This is a genomic window from Gimesia algae (assembly GCF_007746795.1).
Lineage (GTDB): Bacteria > Planctomycetota > Planctomycetia > Planctomycetales > Planctomycetaceae > Gimesia > Gimesia algae.
The window spans coordinates 595,745-615,125 of record NZ_CP036343.1; the positions used below are offsets into that span (position 1 = coordinate 595,745).

Here is a 19,381-nt window from a genome sequence, read left to right on the forward strand (position 1 = left end):
AGTCCGTTTTATTCAGTTCAACTCTCGTAACCATGTCTGTTCAAGCACAAATCGTGCCAATAACAGTCCGAAGGCAATCAACAATAGTGGGGGCACATTGATGAGACCGGCCCGGTACGGCTGCACTGCGAGTTCGCGGTAATCGGTATAATGTTGCGCTTCCACTTTTGTCTTTTCCAAGGCATCGATCTCTTCGTAAATATTTTGCAGCGAGTCGGTGTCGGTCGCACGAAAATATTTACCGTGTGTCAGGTCAGCCACTTTCTGAAGTGTTTCTTCATCAATATTGACCGGCATCCATTGGACGACTTGCTTGCCGCTGAATGGATCTGTTACCGGCACTGGCGCTTCTCCTTTGGTTCCGACTCCGATGGTGTAGACTTTGATTCCCAGGGTCTCAGCGAGCTCCGCTGCCTGAATTGGTTCGACCTCACCAGCGTTATTTTCGCCGTCTGTGAGCAAGATAATCACTTTGCTTTTCACCTTTTCGTCACGTCGTGCATCGAGGGCATTCAGCTTCTCAACGGCCAGTGAAATGGCGTCGCCGATCGCGGTGCCATCTTCACTACGATTGGTGACAATTTGGGCAGTATTCAGTTGCGAGACAAGATGGGCATGGTCCAAAGTCGGCGGTGTGATGCCATCGGCATAACCCGCGAATGTAATCAGACCTACGAGATCGTTGAATCGACCAGCCAGTTCCTCTTTTCCTTCGACAAACTTCCCCGCCACATTTTTAATGGCAGTCAGGCGATCGACATGCTCACCATTGATCTTGAAATCCATGGCTTGCATACTACCGCTGCGGTCAACGACCATTTCGATAGCAATGCCTTCGCTCGTCGTGACCTGTTGTTCACGTCCTTCGCGTGGTCTGGCTAGTCCCAGAATCATGAATAAGATAGCAGCCAGAGTCAGCAGGCGAGGCAACCAGTTGAGTCGTTGCCGGATTGTCGGTGAAAGGTCTTTCGCCATTTTCAGTGAACTAAATGGAACCGCTGATTTTCGTTGTGGCGCAAACAAACGCCACGCCAGGACTGGTAATGTGAGCAGCAGTAAAAAATACCAGGGTGAGTCAAACATTAGGATACCTCCGGAATCGCTGTCTCAGGGACTAACGGTTTTGATAACTCAGTTACACTTCGACGGACGGATTGAATCGCGGCTTGCAACTCATCCACGCTCAAGTCAAGGCCAGCGAATTTCACTTCATCTGCGAGTGACAAAACATTGTTTAAATCGTCTCGCACTAACTTGGAACCAATGTGCCGATCTGCCAGCATCTGAGATAATTCGTGCGTCGTTTGTTGACTGGCGGGGATCTCATATTGCAGGGCCAGAAAATGCTTCACTAGATCTGACAGTTCGGTGATTTGTTGATGGTTTTCGGCGGGGTTTTCTTCAACACTTTCCGAGAGTGCATCAAGTTGTTGGAACACCCAGTTCGCAGGGGTAATGGAACGATTTCGTACAGCCACGATCATAAAGGCAACACAAGCCAGTGCGATGACGCCGAGACCGGTCGTTCCCCAGATTGTCCATTGAGAAGTTTCCTCAACTGGAACCTCGACATCGACTACGGACTGAATGTCGCGAAACTGCGTTGGGTCCGCGCGACCTTCGAGAACGCTGGTAATGGTAACGGGTTGTGCAGCAATCTTGATGACTTCCATCGGTTCTGCCTGTGCATGCTTCGGATCTGAAGATACGATATTCACGGCCAGCGATGGGACTTCCAGATCGCCGGATTGAATACTTTCCAATGTCAATGTGCGTCTCCACATTCGTCCCGCATCGACCGGGATTTCAAATAAGTCTTGCGAGTCAATGACATCGAACGCGCCAAGTTGGTCTGCAACAGCAGGCCAGACCAGAGTCTTCTCCGACGGTGAGATCAGTTCGTAGGTCACTGTGAATGGTTCCGCGACGCGGACGCTGGTCGTCGACATGCGGACAGAGACTTCAACCCCTTGTTGATTGTATGTTGTTTTGTTTGGTTCCGCCTGGGCAAATCCCGTGATCAGAAAGCCTAAAACTCCTGTCACGATCAATTTGAGTACCCAGGATGAATAGCCGTGTGATGAGCAGCAACTGTCTCTGCCTGAGCATCCACGAATGATTCGATGTGCGTTCATGTTCGGCTCTCCCGTTTATGAAAATATCGTCGTAGAGGCTCTACGATATCGACACCGGTTTCGATATGAAGTGGCTCTAATCTCAGTCGTCGAAACATGGCATCGCGCGCTTCTGATCGCTCCTGGTACAAGCGAGCATATGCTTTGCGATTGCTGCGGCTGGCAGTATCGAGAGTGATGACTTCTCCGCTCTCGGCATCTTGCAGTCGTACCAGGCCCACGTTCGGCATGCTGGCTTCCCGCTGATCAGAAATGACCACTGGGATAATATCATGTTGTCGGCGAGCGACCTTCAGTGTGGACTCATAGTTCTCGTCCTGGAAATCGCTAATCAGGAACAGCACGGACTTACGGTTCGATGTACGGTTGAGGTGTTCCAATGCCTGTCGTATATCGGTTCCGGTTCCTATCGGTTCACAGTACAGCATCTCGCGAATCAGACGCAGCACGTGCCGCGAACCTTTGCGAGCCGGGATGCTCTTTTCAATATGGTCAGTAAAAAGTGTAAGTCCGACCTTATCGTTATTCTTGATGGCAGACATTGCGAGTGTCGCTCCCAGTTCTGTCACAACTTCTCGCTTGGTCTGTTGATTGGTTCCGAAGCTTTGTGACCCACTTAGATCGACTAGTAACATCACCGACAGTTCGCGTTCTTCACGGAATAACTTCACGTATGGTTCACCGCTACGAGCAGTGACATTCCAGTCAATCGTGCGGACATCGTCGCCTACCTGATACGGACGAACTTCTTCGAACTCAATGCCGCGACCTTTAAATGCAGAGTGCCATGTACCCGCCAGCATTTCGTCGACTTTGTGCGAAGTGCGGATCTGCACGCGGCGAATTTTCTGAATCACTTCTCGAGGAATCATGAATAGATCCATTCTTGGATAGGGCAGGGCGCAGGCCATCCACTGACGGTACTGACCTTCGCTTGCTACCGGATAACATTCACTGTTTTGCGATGAAACTAGTGGAGTGTCATTTTTAAAAATGGGTTGATAGATATCAGGAGAGTGCGACAACGGAGCACGTAAGCAACACCCTCAACCCTCAATTTGCAGCTTGACAAAGCACTAGGGAGTGGGGACGTGTGCGAGGATCTCATTGACGATCGATTCGCTGGTACGGTCTTCCGCTTCTGCTTCATAAGTGATCATCACGCGATGGCGTAATACATCAAGAGCGATCTCTTTGACATCTTCCGGTTTCACATATCCGCGCCCAGCCAGGAAGGCATTCGCCTTCGCTGCCAAAGCCAGGTTGATTGTTGCTCGGGGAGAACCACCGAACTGAATCAAGCCATCCAGGTTTAACCCATAGGCTTCCGGCTTGCGTGTTGCCATGACAAGGTCGACGATGTAGTGTTCTACTTTCGAGTCCACATAGATCTCATCAATCAATTTGCGAGCATGCATGATCTCGGCAGGTGAGGTGACCGACTCGATCTCGACGTTCGTCGCGGTTTTACTCATGCGGCGCAAAATCTGTAACTCTTCATCCCGATTCGGATAGTCGACTACCACCTTCAACATGAAGCGATCGCTTTGCGCTTCCGGCAAGGGATATGTCCCTTCCTGTTCGACGGGATTCTGAGTCGCCATAATCAGAAACGGCTCTTCGAGTGGAAATGTTTCTCCACCAATGGTGACCTGTCGCTCCTGCATCGCTTCCAGCAATGCACTCTGTACTTTGGCCGGGGCACGGTTGATTTCATCCGCGAGGATCAAGTTTGAAAAGATCGGCCCCTTCTGAACCACAAACGATTGATCCTGTGGACGGTATACTTGTGTGCCAATGAGGTCGGCTGGCAGTAAATCCGGAGTAAACTGTAGACGTTGAAAACCGGTATTAATCGCTTTCGCCAAGCTTGCCACCGCGGTGGTTTTGGCGAGTCCCGGGACTCCTTCAATCAAGAGATGACCGCGTGTCAATAAACCGATCAGCATGCGGTGCACTAACTTCTCCTGGCCCACAAGCACGTGATTGACTTGTCCCACAATCCGTCGAAACGGTTCGCTGTGAGCTTCGATTTCCTCAGTCAGATGCTTGATCTGATTTTTAGTATCAGAATGATTCTTGTTCGTTGTTGATGGACTCGTCATGCTCAAACTCCTCTAATCCTGGAAAATGAAAACGTGCCTGCTTGTCTGCGGCTAGTAAACAAGAAGCATCTTGCGTGCCAAATGTTTTGATTCCATAAACTTGAATATTTCACTGGATTTGAGATGATATTTCAATACGAGAACACAAATCTCTTTCCTGTTAACGTGACAGTCTGCCCCTGTGGGGCATATTGCCCCATCGCAGAGTCTTGGGGCGCGGTTCATTTTCAACTGCAATGCCCATGGCTGAATCAGGGCTTGCGACTGAAAATGAGATTAAACACAAGGTTGACGACGATCGTCAGGACGATACTGCCAAAGATGGAAATATGCAGTTGAAAGAAGAAATTCAACAACACCAGCACGGCAACGAAGATTAATAGTGAGAGCAAGTAGTTTTGTTTCATTTGGAATACTCGTTGCGAGGATTGTGTTGACAGGTAATAATTAAACTGGAGCGAAGTAATTAAAAGTGGAATTATTTTCGGGGGTGGAGCCTGAAACTTATCTTAGTATCGTTCGTCTTTTATCTTAACACCCAGCCCGTTTTAAACACATCGTAAGTTCTCTGAAAATTCTTGCCGTTGCGGATATTAGACACTTTACTCGAATCTCCAAACTGCGCGGGTAGACTGTGTCCCGTTTTACTGTAGCGTCTCCAGAGGTATTTGAACTGAGTCTGACAGATTGAGTGACGCTATGATTAAATGGGACGCCCTCTTGAGTGTGGAAGAAGACCGTATTGAGGGAGGGGAGCCTGTTTCCGTCGATCAGCAGCATAAGCCTGGTTCCTTTTTCTCGTTTGGTCTTTCCAGCATCGGCTTTCTCAACTGGAATTATGGTTAGTGGCTGTAGCGAGCAAACAGGGAACCAGTGCCAGGCGTCGGTAATCGAAAACGTCGTTTTTAATTTACCTGCGATGGTCGATTTGTGTGAATGCCTTGACCGGGTAAAGCCATAAGTGGCTGAATTTATTAAGAGTTGGTCTGTTGGTTGCTTTTCGTGGGAATTCCTATTAGACATGAATGATGGGAATGAAATTCGCAATTAGAGTAACAGAAGCGTAATTCTGGTGCCGCGATATTGATTCCTGTGCAGGAAAGCAATATTCTTGCGCACGTCCTGCAAAATTATCGGGCATGCCTGCCTCTGCCTGAACGTTAACAAAGTATATACATTTATGTCTGAAGTAGAATGGGATCGTCTTGTCACCGAATCGGAGCGTGAATCTGGTGCCAACTGGAAACGCTGGGGACCGTATCTGGCTGAGCGTCAGTGGGGGACTGTGCGGGAAAGCACCGCAGATAGTGATCCGTGGCTGAATTTCACCCATGAAGGAGCCACCTGGCGCACCTATCGCTGGGGGGAAGATGGTCTGCTGGGAATTTGCGACCGTCAGTGCCGGCTCTGTTTCGGGCTGACTTTGTGGAACGGCAAAGACCCGATTCTTAAAGAGCGACTGTTCGGGCTCACCGGGCCGGAAGGCAACCATGGGGAAGACGTCAAAGAGGCCTATTACTACCTGGACTCGACTCCCTCTCATTCGTATCTGAAGGCACTCTACAAATATCCGCAGGCTGAATTCCCGTATGCGAAGCTCCGCGAAGAAAACGCAAAACGTTCGCGGCAAGAGCCTGAATACGAATTAACCAATACCGGCATCTTTGATGAAGCACGTTATTTCGATATTGAAATTGAATATGCCAAGGCGGCTGACGAAGACATTCTGATTCGTATCACCGTTTTTAATCGCGGGCCGGAAGAAGCACCGCTGCACTTACTGCCGACCTGGTGGTTTCGTAATACATGGAGCTGGGGGGAAACTCAGGAGCGGCCCAAGCAAAAGCCAAGCCTGGCGAAACTGAAAGCGGACCGGTTGCTGGCGAAACATGAATCACTGGGCGATTTTCAGCTGATTGCAGATGCGGGACCCGACGGAGAACTTCCGCAGTGGATGTTTACCGAGAACGAAACAAATACCTGGCGGTTTGATGATCCTGACAGCAAACGACCTTCCTGCAAGGATGCATTTCATCTGGCAGTGGTGGAAGGGGTCCAGGGTGTGGTCAATCCACGACCCAAGGGGACCAAATCAGCCGCCCATTATCAGTGCACGGTTCCTGCTGGCGCGTCCGTCGAGTTTCGCTTTCGCATGTCGGCAGTGGATGTACTGCCGGTGGAAGCGTTTGGCTCCGGGTTTGATAATGTGTTCAAGCAACGGATCGATGAAGCGGACCGTTATTCTAAATCGCTGGTCTCGCCGGGACTTTCGTCGGACGAACAGCAGATCATGAGGCAGGCCAATGCCGGCCTGTTATGGACGAAACAATTCTACCACTATGTGATTCCCCGCTGGTTGAAGAATCCACGCAAAGGGGAAGACGAAACCCCCTCACCGGGGTTGCCGAGCCCGCGAAATGCCGACTGGGGGCACTTGTACAACCGGAACATTATTTCGATGCCCGACAAGTGGGAATACCCGTGGTACGCCGCCTGGGATTCCGCGTTTCACCTGATTCCGTTTGCCAAAATCGATCCCTATTTCGCGAAGGATCAGGCGATCCTGTTCCTGCGTGAATGGTATATGCATCCCAATGGGCAACTGCCCGCTTACGAGTGGAACTTCAGCGATGTGAATCCGCCCGTGCATGCCTGGGCCTGCTGGCGCGTGTATCAGATGACTGCGTCCAATGGTGACCGCGATCGCAACTTTCTGGAACGCGTGTTTCAAAAGTTGCTGTTGAACTTTACGTGGTGGGTGAACCGCAAAGACATCCGCGGCAAGCATGTCTTCAGTGGTGGCTTTCTCGGGCTGGATAACATCGGGATCTTTGATCGTTCCAAGCCCTTACCCACGGGGGGACACCTGGAGCAGGCAGACGGGACCGCGTGGATGGCGTTCTACTGTTCCAGCATGCTGTCCATTGCCTTTGAACTGGCAGATGGCAACCCGGCTTATGAAGACATGGCGTCGAAATTCTTCGAGCATTACGTTTCGATCGCCGAAGCGATGAACTCGCTGGACGGGACCGGTCTGTGGGATGAAGAGGATGGTTTCTATTACGACCATCTACACCTGGATGGTCGGAGTATCCCGTTGAAAATCCGTTCGATTGTCGGGCTGATTCCGCTGTTTACGGTCGACGTGCTGTTTGACGAGACAATCGATAAGCTGCCCGGCTTTCGCAAGCGGATGGACTGGTTCCTCAAAAGCCGTCCCGATCTGACCAAATTCATGACGTATATGGAACGTGATCAGGAGACGGAAAACTGCGGTCGCCGCCTGCTGGCGATTCCCACCCGCGAGCGTCTGTTGCGAATGTTACGTTATCTGCTGGACGAAGACGAGTTTTTATCAAACTACGGGATCAGGTCGCTTTCGAAATATCACGAAGAGCATCCGTTCGAATACGACCTGAACGGAGAACGGCTGTGTGTGCAGTATATGCCGGCGGAGTCGGACAGTGGCCTGTTCGGCGGTAATTCCAACTGGCGGGGGCCGATCTGGTTTCCGCTCAACTATCTGTTGATTGAAGCGCTGGAACGCTATCACCTGTTTTATGGCAAATCGCTGCGGGTGGAATGTCCGACACGTTCAGGTAATTACATGGATCTGCAGGAAGTGGCTGACGAAATTCGTAAACGACTGTCGAGGCTGTTTCTCTCGAAAGAAGATGGGGGACGTCCCAGTTACGCGCGAACCGATAGCTTACTGAATGATCCGCACTGGCGAGATCTGGTTTTGTTCTATGAATACTTTGATGCGGAAACAGGACGCGGATTAGGAGCCAGCCACCAGACTGGCTGGACAGCGCTGATTTCACCGATTCTGGGGACGCTGGCCAGTCGCTGTAAGGAGGGTGACCAAAGCCAGCAGACAGCACCGGGAACGATGCAGCCAGAGGAAACTGAGCAGGGTCCTTAACGGGCAGGGGCTGACGCTTATATTCCAATCTTGAAATTATCGATTGCGAAATTGATCAGGGACACGAAATCGAGTAGCCTTTATGGCTGGTTCTGATTTCTTTTCCACTTGTCACCTGCAATCGATGGAATATATGATGCTGCTCAAATCGAAACATTTCTGTTATTTTCTCACAATCGCTGTAGCTGGATTTACTTCCAGTGTCGTGTTTTCTGCTGAGAAATATACAGAAGATCCAGGCAAGCAAGGGAATGGGAATCATGTGATTGGCCCCGACTACAAGATCGCCGCCGATCTGACTGACCAGGGAAATCCCAAAGGAAAACATTTTGAATTCGAGATGCCTCTGGCGGACAGCAAGATCTTTCCCGGTACCGATAAGACTCTCGACCCGAAAAAGCCGGTGCGGAAAACACGCAAGATATTCGTCTACGTTCCCGCTGAGTACAAAGATGGCACGAAAGCGCCGATTCTGGTGACGCATGATGGGCCGAGCCGTATGGACCTGGTCTGCAATGCGTTGGACAACCTGACGATCTCCAAAGACCCCGCACGTCGACTGCCGGCGTTTATCGTGATTGGCGTCCAGAATGGCGGTAACGACGGGAAGGGGAGTGAGCGTGGCCTGGAGTACGATACAATGTCCGATCGCTATGCCCGCTTCATCAATGACGAAGTCCTGCCAGCGGTTCTTAACAACAAAGAGATCAAAGCTGCTTACCCCCATATTGCTTTTACCGACAATCCCTGGGGCCGGGCTACCATGGGCTGCAGTTCGGGCGGAGCGGCGGCGCTGACAATGGGCTGGTTCCGTCCCGATTTGTTCCGTCGCCTGATTACCTATTCCGGCACGTTCGTCGATCAGCAGGACGACGATGCCCCTGAAGAAGCAGAGTTCCCCCTGGGTGCCTGGGAATACCATTCCAGCATGAAGCTGATCGAAAACAGCGACAAGAAGCCGCTGCGAATCTTCACGCACGTCGCCGAAAATGACCTCCGTGCCAACGACCCTGAAGAAACTTATCACAACTGGGTGATGGCCAACAAGCGGACCGCCGCTGCCCTCAAGGCCAAAGGCTACGACTACCGCTACGTCTTCAGCAAAGGCACCCGACACTGCGACCGCAAAGTCTTCGAACAGACTTTGGCTGATACACTGATCTGGATGTGGCAGGGATATCATGCTGAATGATTCGGTTGTAAACTATGAACAGTTCTAAAAGTACGATTATGGAAGGAAAAAGAGTAGCCTCGAACGCAATTCGGGGTGAGCGCAGCGAACAGGAAACGGTCAGTGTAAGCTTACTGGATTTGAAGTCTGGGCGTTTTACATTGCTCAATAGTTTCAGGTAATGTCCATGTCGATGCAACTCGATACGTGGAACAGACTGACGAACTCTGAACGGGTCGATGCGGCGATCGCAGCTGTGAAAGCGCTCCCCGTCCGTTTTGCCTATTCCGGCATCAGGACGTTTCAGTCGGGGGAGCAGAAAAATACCCTGGCGATCTTCACATACGATTGCGAGGAATTTGTGCTCATTCCCGGACAGACGCTCCAGCTGGGATTTACCTGGGAGCGGCCATTTCCGCTTACGGAAGAAGAAACAGAACTCTGGGAGATGGCCCGTGCGGAATTCGAATCTGAAATTTCCTTCGACGATTATCTTGATGAGCTTTTGACGCCGTCGCGTACGGTCTCCCTCTCTCCCTTTCTTCTGGAGGCACAGGCCCGGATTCCCGGAAGGAAGCAGGTCCAGGACAATCCCCCCGCGTATTTAGAACCGGCAGTGCGTCATTCACAGATCAAAGCGGAGCTGGAATCCCAGGGGTTCCGGCTTCCCACTTCAGACGAATGGGAATATGCCTGCGGTGCAGGGGCCGGCACACTCTATCGCTGGGGCGATCATAGACCACTCAACCGGAGCCCGTCTGCAGATCAGAACTGGCTGCATGCGTTACCCAATGCTTTTGGGTTAACAATCGCGAACAATCCCTGGAAATGGGAACTGGTGGCAGAACCCGGTGTCATGCGCGGCGGGGATGGCGGCGGAATGAGTTGTGGGGGAGACTTACCTTATATGTTCGAGTGGCACCTGCTGGCAACGTCGTATTCTTATCATTCTCAAACCTCTTTGGAAGATAAACCGATCTTCGGTGCGCATGTCCGTCGTACCGTCTCGGTTCAGCTCTGAAACGGCCTCTGTTTTATACCCGCGCATTCATATTTCAATGAGGGCTCTTGTCCTCCCGCAATGTTGTTATGTGAGAAAGCATCCGATGAAGCCGAAGTTTTATAAATTTGAAGACCACTTTGAGGGGGTAGGCGTGGTCCCGCAACACCAGACGATGGGGGCCGACTATGATTATGATGCGCCGGATTCCATACACCAGCTGTCCTTCGATGAGTTACCCGACTTCGCGCCCAACTTCAATACAGTTCTGCTGGCTGACCGGGCGATCGTTACTGATCTGATCAGCTCGGCACCGATCCGGAACTGCGGCTGGCTGATCAGCGGGAAGTTCAAGTCAATCCTGGAGACGTTCAAACTGCCACTGCACCGGTTTTACCCGGTACCGGTCATCCATCGCGGCACGGAGCTTCCTGATTACTGGTGGTTGCAGTTGCCGCAACCACCGGTGAGCATTCCACCTGAGGCAGCTTATGCCGAGGCGGAAGATCTGATTCTTGACTGTGAAGCTTTACATGACGTTGCCTTGTTCAGTCTTTATCGACCAGCCCGTTTTCCTGGATGTTATATACGCAAAGATCTAAAAGGGGAAATCGAAGCAGCTGGACTCACGGGCTATAGACTGAGTACTCCCCGCCTGTTCCGTTAGCTGGTGTGGGCGCTTTAGTTTCTCGATCCAGCAATCAAATCACGATCGAGTTCAGCGCTGCATCCACGAGTATCTGACAACTGGCAAACAGGGTGACTGTGGTCGCGACCAGAGTGGTCACATCAAACCGGCGAGAGCGGATTTCCGCGCCGAGCAGAATTGTTACATACAAAAAAACTGGTAACGAGCAGAGTAAAACGATCAGGTAGCACGAATCGTCCAGACGTTTCGCAATCGAGACGGTCACAAAAAACAGCCAACCTGCGGTATAAGAGGCCCAGAGTATCACTGCCGGTTCCAGCCGGCGGTCGCAGATCCGTTGACAGAGTAGTACCAGTGTCCCTGCCAGGAGAACAGAGAAGATGACTTGAACTCGATGGCATATCTGGATCGTGCTGTTTCTCACCTTGAACCGGAACAATAAGCTTATGACAGATGCCGAAATCCAGGAACTGGAATCTGCGACCGGCTGACAGTTGCGACTACTCAACTACCCGCAGCAGTTAGCCGATCTGGCGAATACGCTCGACATCGAAGAACTGAATCTGCTGTATCATTCCCAGGAATCGCTGGGGAGTATTTCAGTATCTGTTTGAGTCTGCTGCGTGTACCTTTTCTATTTCTCTATATGCTACTTGTCCTGATGTTAGCTGGCCCGATTGATATTCTGACTCAAGCATAGGACAGAATCCGACCTGCGAAGGGGTGATGTGAAGCGGAGGTAGACCGTTGCCATCGATTACTCAGGCTCGCTCAGCTTCCAGGTGAACGGGGGCTGGATGACGTGGCCGTCTGCGAAGAGGGCGTACTGGATTGTGGGTGAGGTACTGGCCTGGTCCCGCTGCAGTTGGTCGATTACCTCGGAGATCGAATAATCGACCGGTCTGGTCCAGGTGACACGTTCCGCTGCAGCGACGCCGACGCAAAGGACCGGTTTGCCGTTAATAGAAAGGACCGGCTCGCTGTCCGTGTCGGTGCCGTTCCAGTTGCCGCTGGGATTTTTCACCCCCAGGGCACTCGTCAGGCCGACCACACGCTGGTCACTCAGAGTGACCGGCCTGTCGTTGCCCGCATGTTCATACAGATCGGGAAGCAAACCCGTCAGCTCGCGGTTGCCGGGGGCGTCCCACGGTTCGGAATTTTGATAACCAGGCAGCGTCTCACTCACTTCTTCAGGTAGAAGCACACGCCAGCTGAGCAGGTTCTCGCCCGTTGATGTGTCCCTGATGTCATCTGGCAGTGACCCATGTCGCTCTTGATAATTATGGAGCGCCAGCCCCAGCAATTTCATCGTGTTTTTGAGCGGGGGAGTGCCGTTATAAGGTTCAAGTCGAGTCTGACAATAGCGCAAGAACTGATCAAATGCCACAACCAGAACCAGGAGCATCAGGACTGTGTAACCGATTTTCTTGCGAAGTGGTGAGTTTGTCATCAGGGAGCCCTCGGCGGAATCAGGGAGCATATAATGCTTGTAGAGAGCTCATCATTACAGGAAAATCAACGGAGAGCAAATTTATTTTCAGCTGGCTGCAATTCCACTTAAACATTCGGGACCAGAGATGATTCAGATTCACACCACCTGCCATCAACGTATCGCTGCTTTGACATTTCTCTGCCTGCTGGTGCTTCCGGGGTTCAGCGGATGCAGCCAGGAATCCCCTTCGCCGGTCTCAGAAGTCGTTGCGACGGAGGCGACTCAGAACAAGACAGGAGAGGTCAGCCTGGCGCAGGTGTATGAGGTCCTGCAGCAGAAGAAGTTCGTCGACCTGACGCATGCTTTCGAGCCGGGAATTCCGCACTGGCCTGGTTTTCCCGATGAGAGTGTGAAGACCATTTACTGGTACGACAAACGGCCCGATACGCTCGGATCGGGTTTTTTCGCGCAGATGTACTGTCATGTCGGCCAGTGGGGGACACACGCCGATCCGCCTGCGCACTTTGTCAAAGGGGGCCGCACGCTGGATGAGATTTCTGTCAAAGAGATGATCATGCCTCTAGTCGTATTTGATGTGCATGCAGCGGTCGAAAATAATCCGGATTACACGATCACGATGGACGATGTCCGCCAATGGGAGGCGCAACATGGCCTGGTTCCGAAAGGCGCGTTTGCGGTGATGCGGACCGACTGGTCGAAGCGCTGGCCCGATCAAGGTGCCATGCACAACTCAGACAAAAACGGCGTTGCCCATTACCCGGGCTGGAGCCTGGATGTGCTCAAATATCTCTACGAAGTTCGTGGCATCACCGCTTCCGGACACGAAACGACCGATACCGACCCCGGCATCGCTACCACCAAAGACGAATATTCCCTGGAAACTTATATTCTGAGTCAGGACCATTATCAGATTGAACTCTTAACGAATCTGGATCAACTGCCCGAAGCGGGAGCCCTGGCGGTGGTGACGTTTCCGAAACCCAAAGGGGGCTCAGGCTTCCCGGCACGGGTGTTTGCGATCCTGCCGTGAATTTTCCTGACACTTCTATTCTGCTTTCTTTCCTGACCGTGTCTGGAACTGCCATTCGTCCTGGGGGTCGAGTTGTTGCTGGCAAGGTTTGCCCTGGAGCCAGACTCGGGCGTTTTCGTTCCGGCGAAGATAGGTGTCCCAGAAAGCGGTGGTGACGGCCAGGATCTCTTCATGATATTTAGGATTGCGACGAAAACGGCCCGGGCGTTCGTTGCCGTCAGCAAAGGCGGAGTGCGGGGCGTCGATCAGCACGAGTTCGTATCTGTCGATTGAGTCGGGCAGACCCTGAAAGACTTTGCGGCGGTCTTCGACGGTCGTGTCGTTGATGGGGGAAGTATCTTTCGTGCCGGTCAACAGCAGCCAGGGAATTTTCACTTCGCCAAACGAGAGCGCGGGGTCGGTTCTGCCTTGTGTACTGGGGCTGAACATGATGGCGGCTTCGATGCGGGGGTCGGTAAACCGCTGGCCAACGAGCCGCCAGGCCTGGCCGCTGACTCCCTGGGTGGTGACCGCGCCATAGGAATGACCGGACATGCCGATGTGCTGCAGGTCCAGTTTTTTGTGGAACTGACTTGTGGAGTCGTTATTCCATAGTGCCAGTTGATCGAGTACGGCAGAGACATCCTGGTAGCGGTCGACCGTATTCTGCACCGTGGTCGCTGCTTTCATCGCCTTGAGTCGTTCGAGGAGGGGCGCCTGTTTCCACACTGCTTCATCGCTACCGGCATGCTGCATGTAGACGACGACATAACCGCGGGCTGACCAGTGTTCTCCCAGATACTGGCAGCCGGTTCGCGAACCACCCAGACCATGGCTGAACAGCACGACCGGAGCCGCCTGTTTCTGTGCGGGGAGGTAAATTCGCAGGGGAATGTCCCGATCCCGGTTTTTGTCCCGCATCGTAATGTCGATTGGTTTCGATGAGCTGTTTTCTATCGTTTTCAGGGGATTGTATGGCTCTGCCAGTGCGGAATTGTGGTCGAGCAGCAGCAGACTGGCGGTCAGAAAGAGACAGAGTGACAGAAGTTTCATGGGTTCATCCTGCTTTAGCTTACTGCTTTATGAGCGACTGGATTTCGATAGTGAGTAAATATGATGGCGCTCAGATCGCAGAGCAGTGAAAAGGTTACACCTGTTTAACACCTGGGAACAGCAAGTGTGTCGCTTGATTTTATGAAATCCGGATTGAAAAGCGAGGGGACTTTAGTATTAACCGGAATGGTTAACGCAGAAACAGGCGATAGACGGGGTTGGCTGTTTCATCGACGTGGCGGTAACCTAATGTGGCGAGAAAGTCCTGGAAGTCCGGCAACTCGTCAGCGGGGACCTGGATACCGACCAGGATGCGTCCGAAGTCGGAGCCCTGATTACGGTAATGAAACAGACTGATATTCCAGCTGGGATGCATGCGTGAGAGAAACCGCATGAGTGCGCCGGGGCGTTCGGGAAACTCGAAGCGGTAGAGCCGTTCATTGCCGACGAGGGGACTGCGGCCGCCCACCATGTAGCGGAGATGGTCCTTGGCCAGATCATTATCGACCAGGTCGAGGGCGACGAATCCCCGGGAAGCGAAGTCGTCTGTGATTTCCGGAACTTCGCTGCGATTACGGATCGACAGGCCGACCAGCACATGGGCTTCACGTTCATCACAGATACGATAACTGAATTCGGTGACACTTCGCTGGCCGACAATTTCACAGAACTGTTTGAAACTGCCCCGTTCCTCGGGGATGGTGACGGCAAACAGAGCCTCGCGTTCTTCCCCGACCTCGGCCCGTTCGGCGACAAACCGCAGGCGGTCAAAATTCATATTAGCGCCGCAGGTGATGGCGACCAGGTCCTGTCCCTGCAGTTGCTGCTGTGCGACAAACTGTTTCATCCCGGCGATGCCCATGGCACCGGCGGGTTCGAGGATGCTGCGTGTATCTTCAAAGGCATCTTTGATGGCGGCACAGACGGCGTCGGTATCGACGGTCACAAAGTCGTCAACCAGTTCTTGTGTCAGGCGGAAGGTTTCCGTGCCCACCAGTTTGACGGCGGTGCCATCGGAGAAGAGTCCCACATCGGGCAGGGTGACGGGGTGACCCGATTCAATGGACTGCAGCATGGCGTTGGAGTCGGCCATCTGAACGCCGATGACTTTGATTTCAGGACGCACGGCTTTGATGTAAGCGGCCACTCCCGAGATGAGACCACCCCCGCCGATGGCGACAAAGACGGCGTGAATGGGATGCTGGTGCTGGCGGAGGATTTCCATGCCGACGGTTCCCTGGCCGGCGATGACATCGGGATCGTCAAAGGGATGGACGAAGACGTACTGATGCTTTTTCTGAAGTTCGAGTGCGTGCAGGTAGGCATCGGAATAGCTGTCCCCGCAGAGGATGACCTGGGCCCCCAGTGCGCGGACCGCGTCGGATTTGAGTTCGGGAGTGGTTACGGGCATGACAATATGCGCCTGGCAGCCGAGCTGACGGGCACTGAGGGCGACACCCTGGGCATGGTTTCCGGCGGACGAGCAGACGACGCCGCGCTCGAGTTCGGCGGGTGTCAGTCGCGACATTTTATTGTAGGCACCACGGAGTTTGAAGCTGTGGACCGGCTGTTTGTCTTCGCGCTTGAGCCAGATCTTGTTTCCCAGTCGGTTTGACAGTTTTTCCGCCAGTTCCAGCGGGGATTCTATGGCGACATCATAGACGCGGGAATTGAGAATTCTCTGCAGGTAATCCAGCAAACGTGTTTCCATGAAGTGTGACTTTTACAGCAGGGGGTCGTTAATAGTAAAGTGTTTCTTATCTGACAAAGCGGAACCGTGCAGGTTCAATATGTCTACAGTCTGGTTCTATGTGTTCATCTGCATGCAGTTGGTTGAGATCCGTTAGAATACAGGTAAATTCAATATTAAGCCAGTGTGCTGTTAGCGAGTTGCGTTTGGGATCTGATTTGCCGGGTTGGGAGAGTTTATTCTGCCCTGTGAAACGATCATTCAGTTTTCTGCTCGCTGCGCTCGTCCCGGATGTGCGTCCGGGACCATCCATTCTTATTTTTTATCGTGAAAGGGACCTGACATGGTAGATCTCAAACAATGTTTCTATTTCGAAAGAAGGAGTTTCTGGCTCAAGTATTATGATGCCCTGCTGTTTCATACGACAGGATTTTCTTCAGCGGCGCGGGGGCGTCAAGGGGGGCGGCATCAAAGGATACGGCGATATTTGTTGATACGGGTACGATACTGGTATGAGCAGTGGTGGTGCCGGAACGAAAGGCTGCGATGTGCGGCGACCCGCAGGGATACATCACGAAGGGGTGTGGTTTCAGGCAGTGCAAATCTGGAAAAAACAGGCTGTATTGCAGTGAAGATTCAGAACAAGTGTCGTGTGTTTCAGTGCACTGTAAACTGGGCACGCGCGCGACTCAGTTTAGCACTTATCGCCAGCGGCGCAGCGAGGTCAAGTCGAATATTCACAGTTGGCAAAGTCTGAGCAGGTGTGGGCTGATGTCTCCTGCTGACTTAGGTTCACAGTTTATGCTGCCGGGGAAGGCACTGGGAAAGATCATTTTCAAAAAGAGGTGAGTAAAACGTCTGCCGCCTGCGCGGATTTCCCGGAATGAGACAGAGTGCAGTGAAAAGACAGGAGAGATGGTATTATCGCGAGTGTAGACTGCTGCTCTCGTTCGCGCCCGTTTGCTCAAGTATCATTGAGTTTAAACGGTATGTGACCTTACGAAACTTATCTGGAGAAAGAAGTTGTTCACCTGCATCTGCCGAGTCCAGTGGGAACGTGCGAATGAGGGTTGTGTCAGTTAACGAGTAGTCATCCTTGCCGTGGTATCCCGACGTGTCTGTGAGTTCTGGAATCACAATCTTTTGAAGAAATGTCCGGCTGTCTGCTGAGTAGATCAAGAGCGATTCTCCGTCGGTGTCATCGTTGATAAAGATAAACAATTCGGGCGTTCCATCCTGATTGAGGTCCCTGGCTTGGATGTCGGATATCAATCCGGTCAATGTTTCTTCGATCACTTTTTCCGGATGGAGTTTCGATGACGCTGTCAGTGTGAATGAATTACCAAAGTGAATGCCGGGTGAATTGATCCGAAAGACAATACCGTGGGATTTGAGAATATGCCTGTAGGGTGCGCCTGGGTTGATTCGATATTTTGTGGTTTGCTCAAATGCGAACGCCCGAGACAGGAGCTTTCCATCCTCTCCCTGCTTACCGATAAAAGTGACTCCGATGGGGGAACCAGCGTCATCCAGACCAAGGGGTATCGTTATTGCCGGATAACCTGCTGTGGAGTAAAGGGCAGACTGATCATTCGCGAGGCTGACGATCAGATCGATTTCATTGTCACCAAATATACTGGTGAGCGTGGCGGCGGCCTGTTTTCGCAGTTGCAGAGCCAGCTGCTCATACTGTTTTGCCAGATCATCTTGTTCAGAACCGACCTGATCTGCAAATACACCAATCAGTTTACAACCATAGTGGACCAGCAACTGTCCATAAGGGACGCGGATCTCAGGCTGTTGTGCATTGTAATCTCTCAGGTCTGTGAGCGAGCTAACAGGCGCACCTGCTTTCATGAGGTATCCAACGGTATCTTGTGCAAGCCCCATAAAAATGAGTTGATTTAAAGCACCGGAAGATCCTGGTGGAATCTGGATCGTATGTGGAATGGCGTGCGATTTTTCCAACCCCTGATCAATTCGCTGCATGATTGCATGTTGGTCAGATAAGAATTCCAGAGGGAGCGAAGGACCCGAAGACCAGAGAATTTCATCTCGCAGAATACCGACCGACACGTCTTTTAACGCATCTCTGTTTAACCCGGAAAGATAATCAATGTCTTTGGTATCGATTGCCCCCAGCATGATCGCGGCATCCGTAACATTTCGCGTGATGGGGCCGGCAGAGTCCTGGAACCGGATCAGCGGGATGACTCCTCTGCCGCTGACCATTCCCAGGCTGGGTTTCATGCTGACGCATCCATTCTGGGAAGCGGGAGAGATGAGTGATCCAGAAGTTTCCGTGCCGACACTGGCTGTGGTCAGATAGGCGGTGGTCGAAATGGCGGAGCCACTACTGGAACCGGAGACCTCAAGTTCTGGATCGTAGGGATTGACGCCGGCACCACTGACGGCATTGGCGCCCGTCGGATCCATTGTCAAAGCACCTGCGAATTCAGAGAGGCTGGCTTTTCCAAGAATGATGGCACCTGCCTCGCGTAATTTAGTCACAAGTATGGCATCCGATGCGGGACTGTGATTGAGCAGGATTTGCGAACCACCGGTTGTATGGAGGGGCGACTTTGTATTGATATTATCTTTGAGATTGATGGGGATCCCATGTAATTGACTACGTACGATGCCTTTTACTCTCGAGGCATCTGCGGCTCTGGCTTCTGTTAATGCATTTGGATTCAACTCGACATAGCTCCGCAGGTTCTCATCAAATCGCTGAATACGATCGAGAAAAAAGAGCGTGAGTTCTTCTGAAGACAGTTTGCCGGTTTGAAGCGCTGCCTGAAGATCCAGGATGGTGGCATCAAGGAGCAAATCCTCGATTTCCGTAAATCGGTGGCTGGAAAAGTGATCCAGTGAATTTTGAAAGGGCGAGAAGTCGAGTTTTCGTAACCGCGGCGTGTTATCCTCTCCCGCGAACAGTCTGCCCCACAACAGAGATGCCATCAGGGTAAATAAAACGCCATAGATCCTGCCGAGGCGATTCATACAATCTTCCTACTAAATCATTGCAAACAGTGCCAGTCCTGACAGCGCCAGTTACAAACTAACTGAACAGTACGTGAATTTATACATGTTACACGGATAAAAACCATGCTCCAAGACTGGGCTTCCTACTTAAGAAAAGTCGATTTCGTATGAATCAGCCTGTTAGCAGAACATTGAGTCGTTTCCTG

General features: G+C 52.0%; 16 protein-coding genes. 6 read left to right on the top strand and 10 right to left on the bottom strand.

Annotated elements, in window-relative coordinates; all coding sequences use genetic code 11:
* Window positions 1-12: 12 nt before the first annotated feature.
* The 5 genes from Pan161_RS02160 to Pan161_RS30375 form a co-directional block, all read right to left on the bottom strand.
* Window positions 13-1,083: a vWA domain-containing protein gene (locus Pan161_RS02160; protein WP_145223959.1), complete on the bottom strand. Its 1,071-nt coding sequence runs from the start codon at window positions 1,081-1,083 to the stop codon at window positions 13-15.
* The gene (locus tag Pan161_RS02165) at window positions 1,083-2,135 is read right to left on the bottom strand and encodes a hypothetical protein (protein ID WP_145223960.1); all 1,053 of its coding nucleotides are present in this window, start codon (window positions 2,133-2,135) and stop codon (window positions 1,083-1,085) included. Before Pan161_RS02165 ends, Pan161_RS02160 begins: the two co-directional genes overlap by 1 nt.
* Window positions 2,132-3,007 carry a DUF58 domain-containing protein gene (locus tag Pan161_RS02170; protein ID WP_145223961.1) on the bottom strand — a complete coding sequence of 292 codons (876 nt, stop codon included), beginning with the start codon at window positions 3,005-3,007 and terminating at the stop codon, window positions 2,132-2,134. The genes Pan161_RS02165 and Pan161_RS02170 overlap by 4 nt, the downstream gene beginning before the upstream one ends.
* Window positions 3,008-3,211: 204 nt before the next feature.
* Entirely contained in the window at window positions 3,212-4,240 is a 1,029-nt protein-coding gene (locus Pan161_RS02175) for an AAA family ATPase (protein ID WP_145223962.1), read from the bottom strand.
* Between the two features lie 251 nt (window positions 4,241-4,491).
* Entirely contained in the window at window positions 4,492-4,647 is a 156-nt protein-coding gene (locus Pan161_RS30375) for a hypothetical protein (protein ID WP_197995657.1), read from the bottom strand.
* Window positions 4,648-4,939: 292 nt separating this feature from the next.
* On the opposite strand from Pan161_RS30375, the gene Pan161_RS30380 reads away from it, so the two are divergent.
* The 5 genes from Pan161_RS30380 (at window position 4,940) to Pan161_RS02195 (ending at window position 11,003) form a co-directional block, all read left to right on the top strand.
* A complete protein-coding gene (locus Pan161_RS30380) occupies window positions 4,940-5,086 on the top strand; it encodes a hypothetical protein (protein WP_197995658.1) in 147 nt (48 codons plus the stop codon).
* A gap of 334 nt (window positions 5,087-5,420) precedes the next feature.
* Window positions 5,421-8,165, top strand: a complete 2,745-nt coding sequence (locus Pan161_RS02180; RefSeq protein ID WP_145223963.1) for an MGH1-like glycoside hydrolase domain-containing protein — start codon at window positions 5,421-5,423, stop codon at window positions 8,163-8,165.
* Between the two features lie 124 nt (window positions 8,166-8,289).
* Complete coding sequence (locus tag Pan161_RS02185) at window positions 8,290-9,357, top strand: alpha/beta hydrolase (protein ID WP_390620738.1); 1,068 nt, start codon at window positions 8,290-8,292, stop codon at window positions 9,355-9,357.
* Between the two features lie 166 nt (window positions 9,358-9,523).
* A complete protein-coding gene (locus tag Pan161_RS02190) occupies window positions 9,524-10,357 on the top strand; it encodes an SUMF1/EgtB/PvdO family nonheme iron enzyme (RefSeq protein ID WP_197995659.1) in 834 nt (277 codons plus the stop codon).
* A gap of 85 nt (window positions 10,358-10,442) precedes the next feature.
* Entirely contained in the window at window positions 10,443-11,003 is a 561-nt protein-coding gene (locus Pan161_RS02195) for a hypothetical protein (RefSeq protein ID WP_145223965.1), read from the top strand.
* A gap of 34 nt (window positions 11,004-11,037) precedes the next feature.
* On the opposite strand, the gene Pan161_RS02200 is transcribed toward Pan161_RS02195, so the two are convergent.
* Together Pan161_RS02200 and Pan161_RS02205 are read right to left on the bottom strand one after the other, a co-directional pair.
* On the bottom strand, window positions 11,038-11,292 hold the full coding sequence (locus Pan161_RS02200) for a hypothetical protein (protein WP_145223966.1): 255 nt from the start codon (window positions 11,290-11,292) through the stop codon (window positions 11,038-11,040).
* 450 nt (window positions 11,293-11,742) lie between these two features.
* Window positions 11,743-12,435: a DUF1559 family PulG-like putative transporter gene (locus Pan161_RS02205; protein ID WP_197995660.1), complete on the bottom strand. Its 693-nt coding sequence runs from the start codon at window positions 12,433-12,435 to the stop codon at window positions 11,743-11,745.
* Between the two features lie 127 nt (window positions 12,436-12,562).
* On the opposite strand from Pan161_RS02205, the gene Pan161_RS02210 reads away from it, so the two are divergent.
* Window positions 12,563-13,468 (top strand): cyclase family protein, encoded by a 906-nt coding sequence (locus tag Pan161_RS02210; RefSeq protein WP_145223968.1) that lies wholly within the window; start codon window positions 12,563-12,565, stop codon window positions 13,466-13,468.
* Window positions 13,469-13,483: 15 nt separating this feature from the next.
* On the opposite strand, the gene Pan161_RS02215 is transcribed toward Pan161_RS02210, so the two are convergent.
* The 3 genes from Pan161_RS02215 to Pan161_RS02225 form a co-directional block, all read right to left on the bottom strand.
* Window positions 13,484-14,500: an alpha/beta hydrolase family protein gene (locus Pan161_RS02215; RefSeq protein WP_145223969.1), complete on the bottom strand. Its 1,017-nt coding sequence runs from the start codon at window positions 14,498-14,500 to the stop codon at window positions 13,484-13,486.
* Between the two features lie 190 nt (window positions 14,501-14,690).
* Window positions 14,691-16,211, bottom strand: coding sequence for a threonine ammonia-lyase, biosynthetic (gene ilvA / locus Pan161_RS02220; protein ID WP_145223970.1), 1,521 nt, complete (start codon window positions 16,209-16,211; stop codon window positions 14,691-14,693).
* A 900-nt stretch (window positions 16,212-17,111) separates the two neighbouring features.
* Window positions 17,112-19,193 (bottom strand): amidase family protein, encoded by a 2,082-nt coding sequence (locus Pan161_RS02225; protein WP_145223971.1) that lies wholly within the window; start codon window positions 19,191-19,193, stop codon window positions 17,112-17,114.
* Window positions 19,194-19,381: the final 188 nt, after the last annotated feature.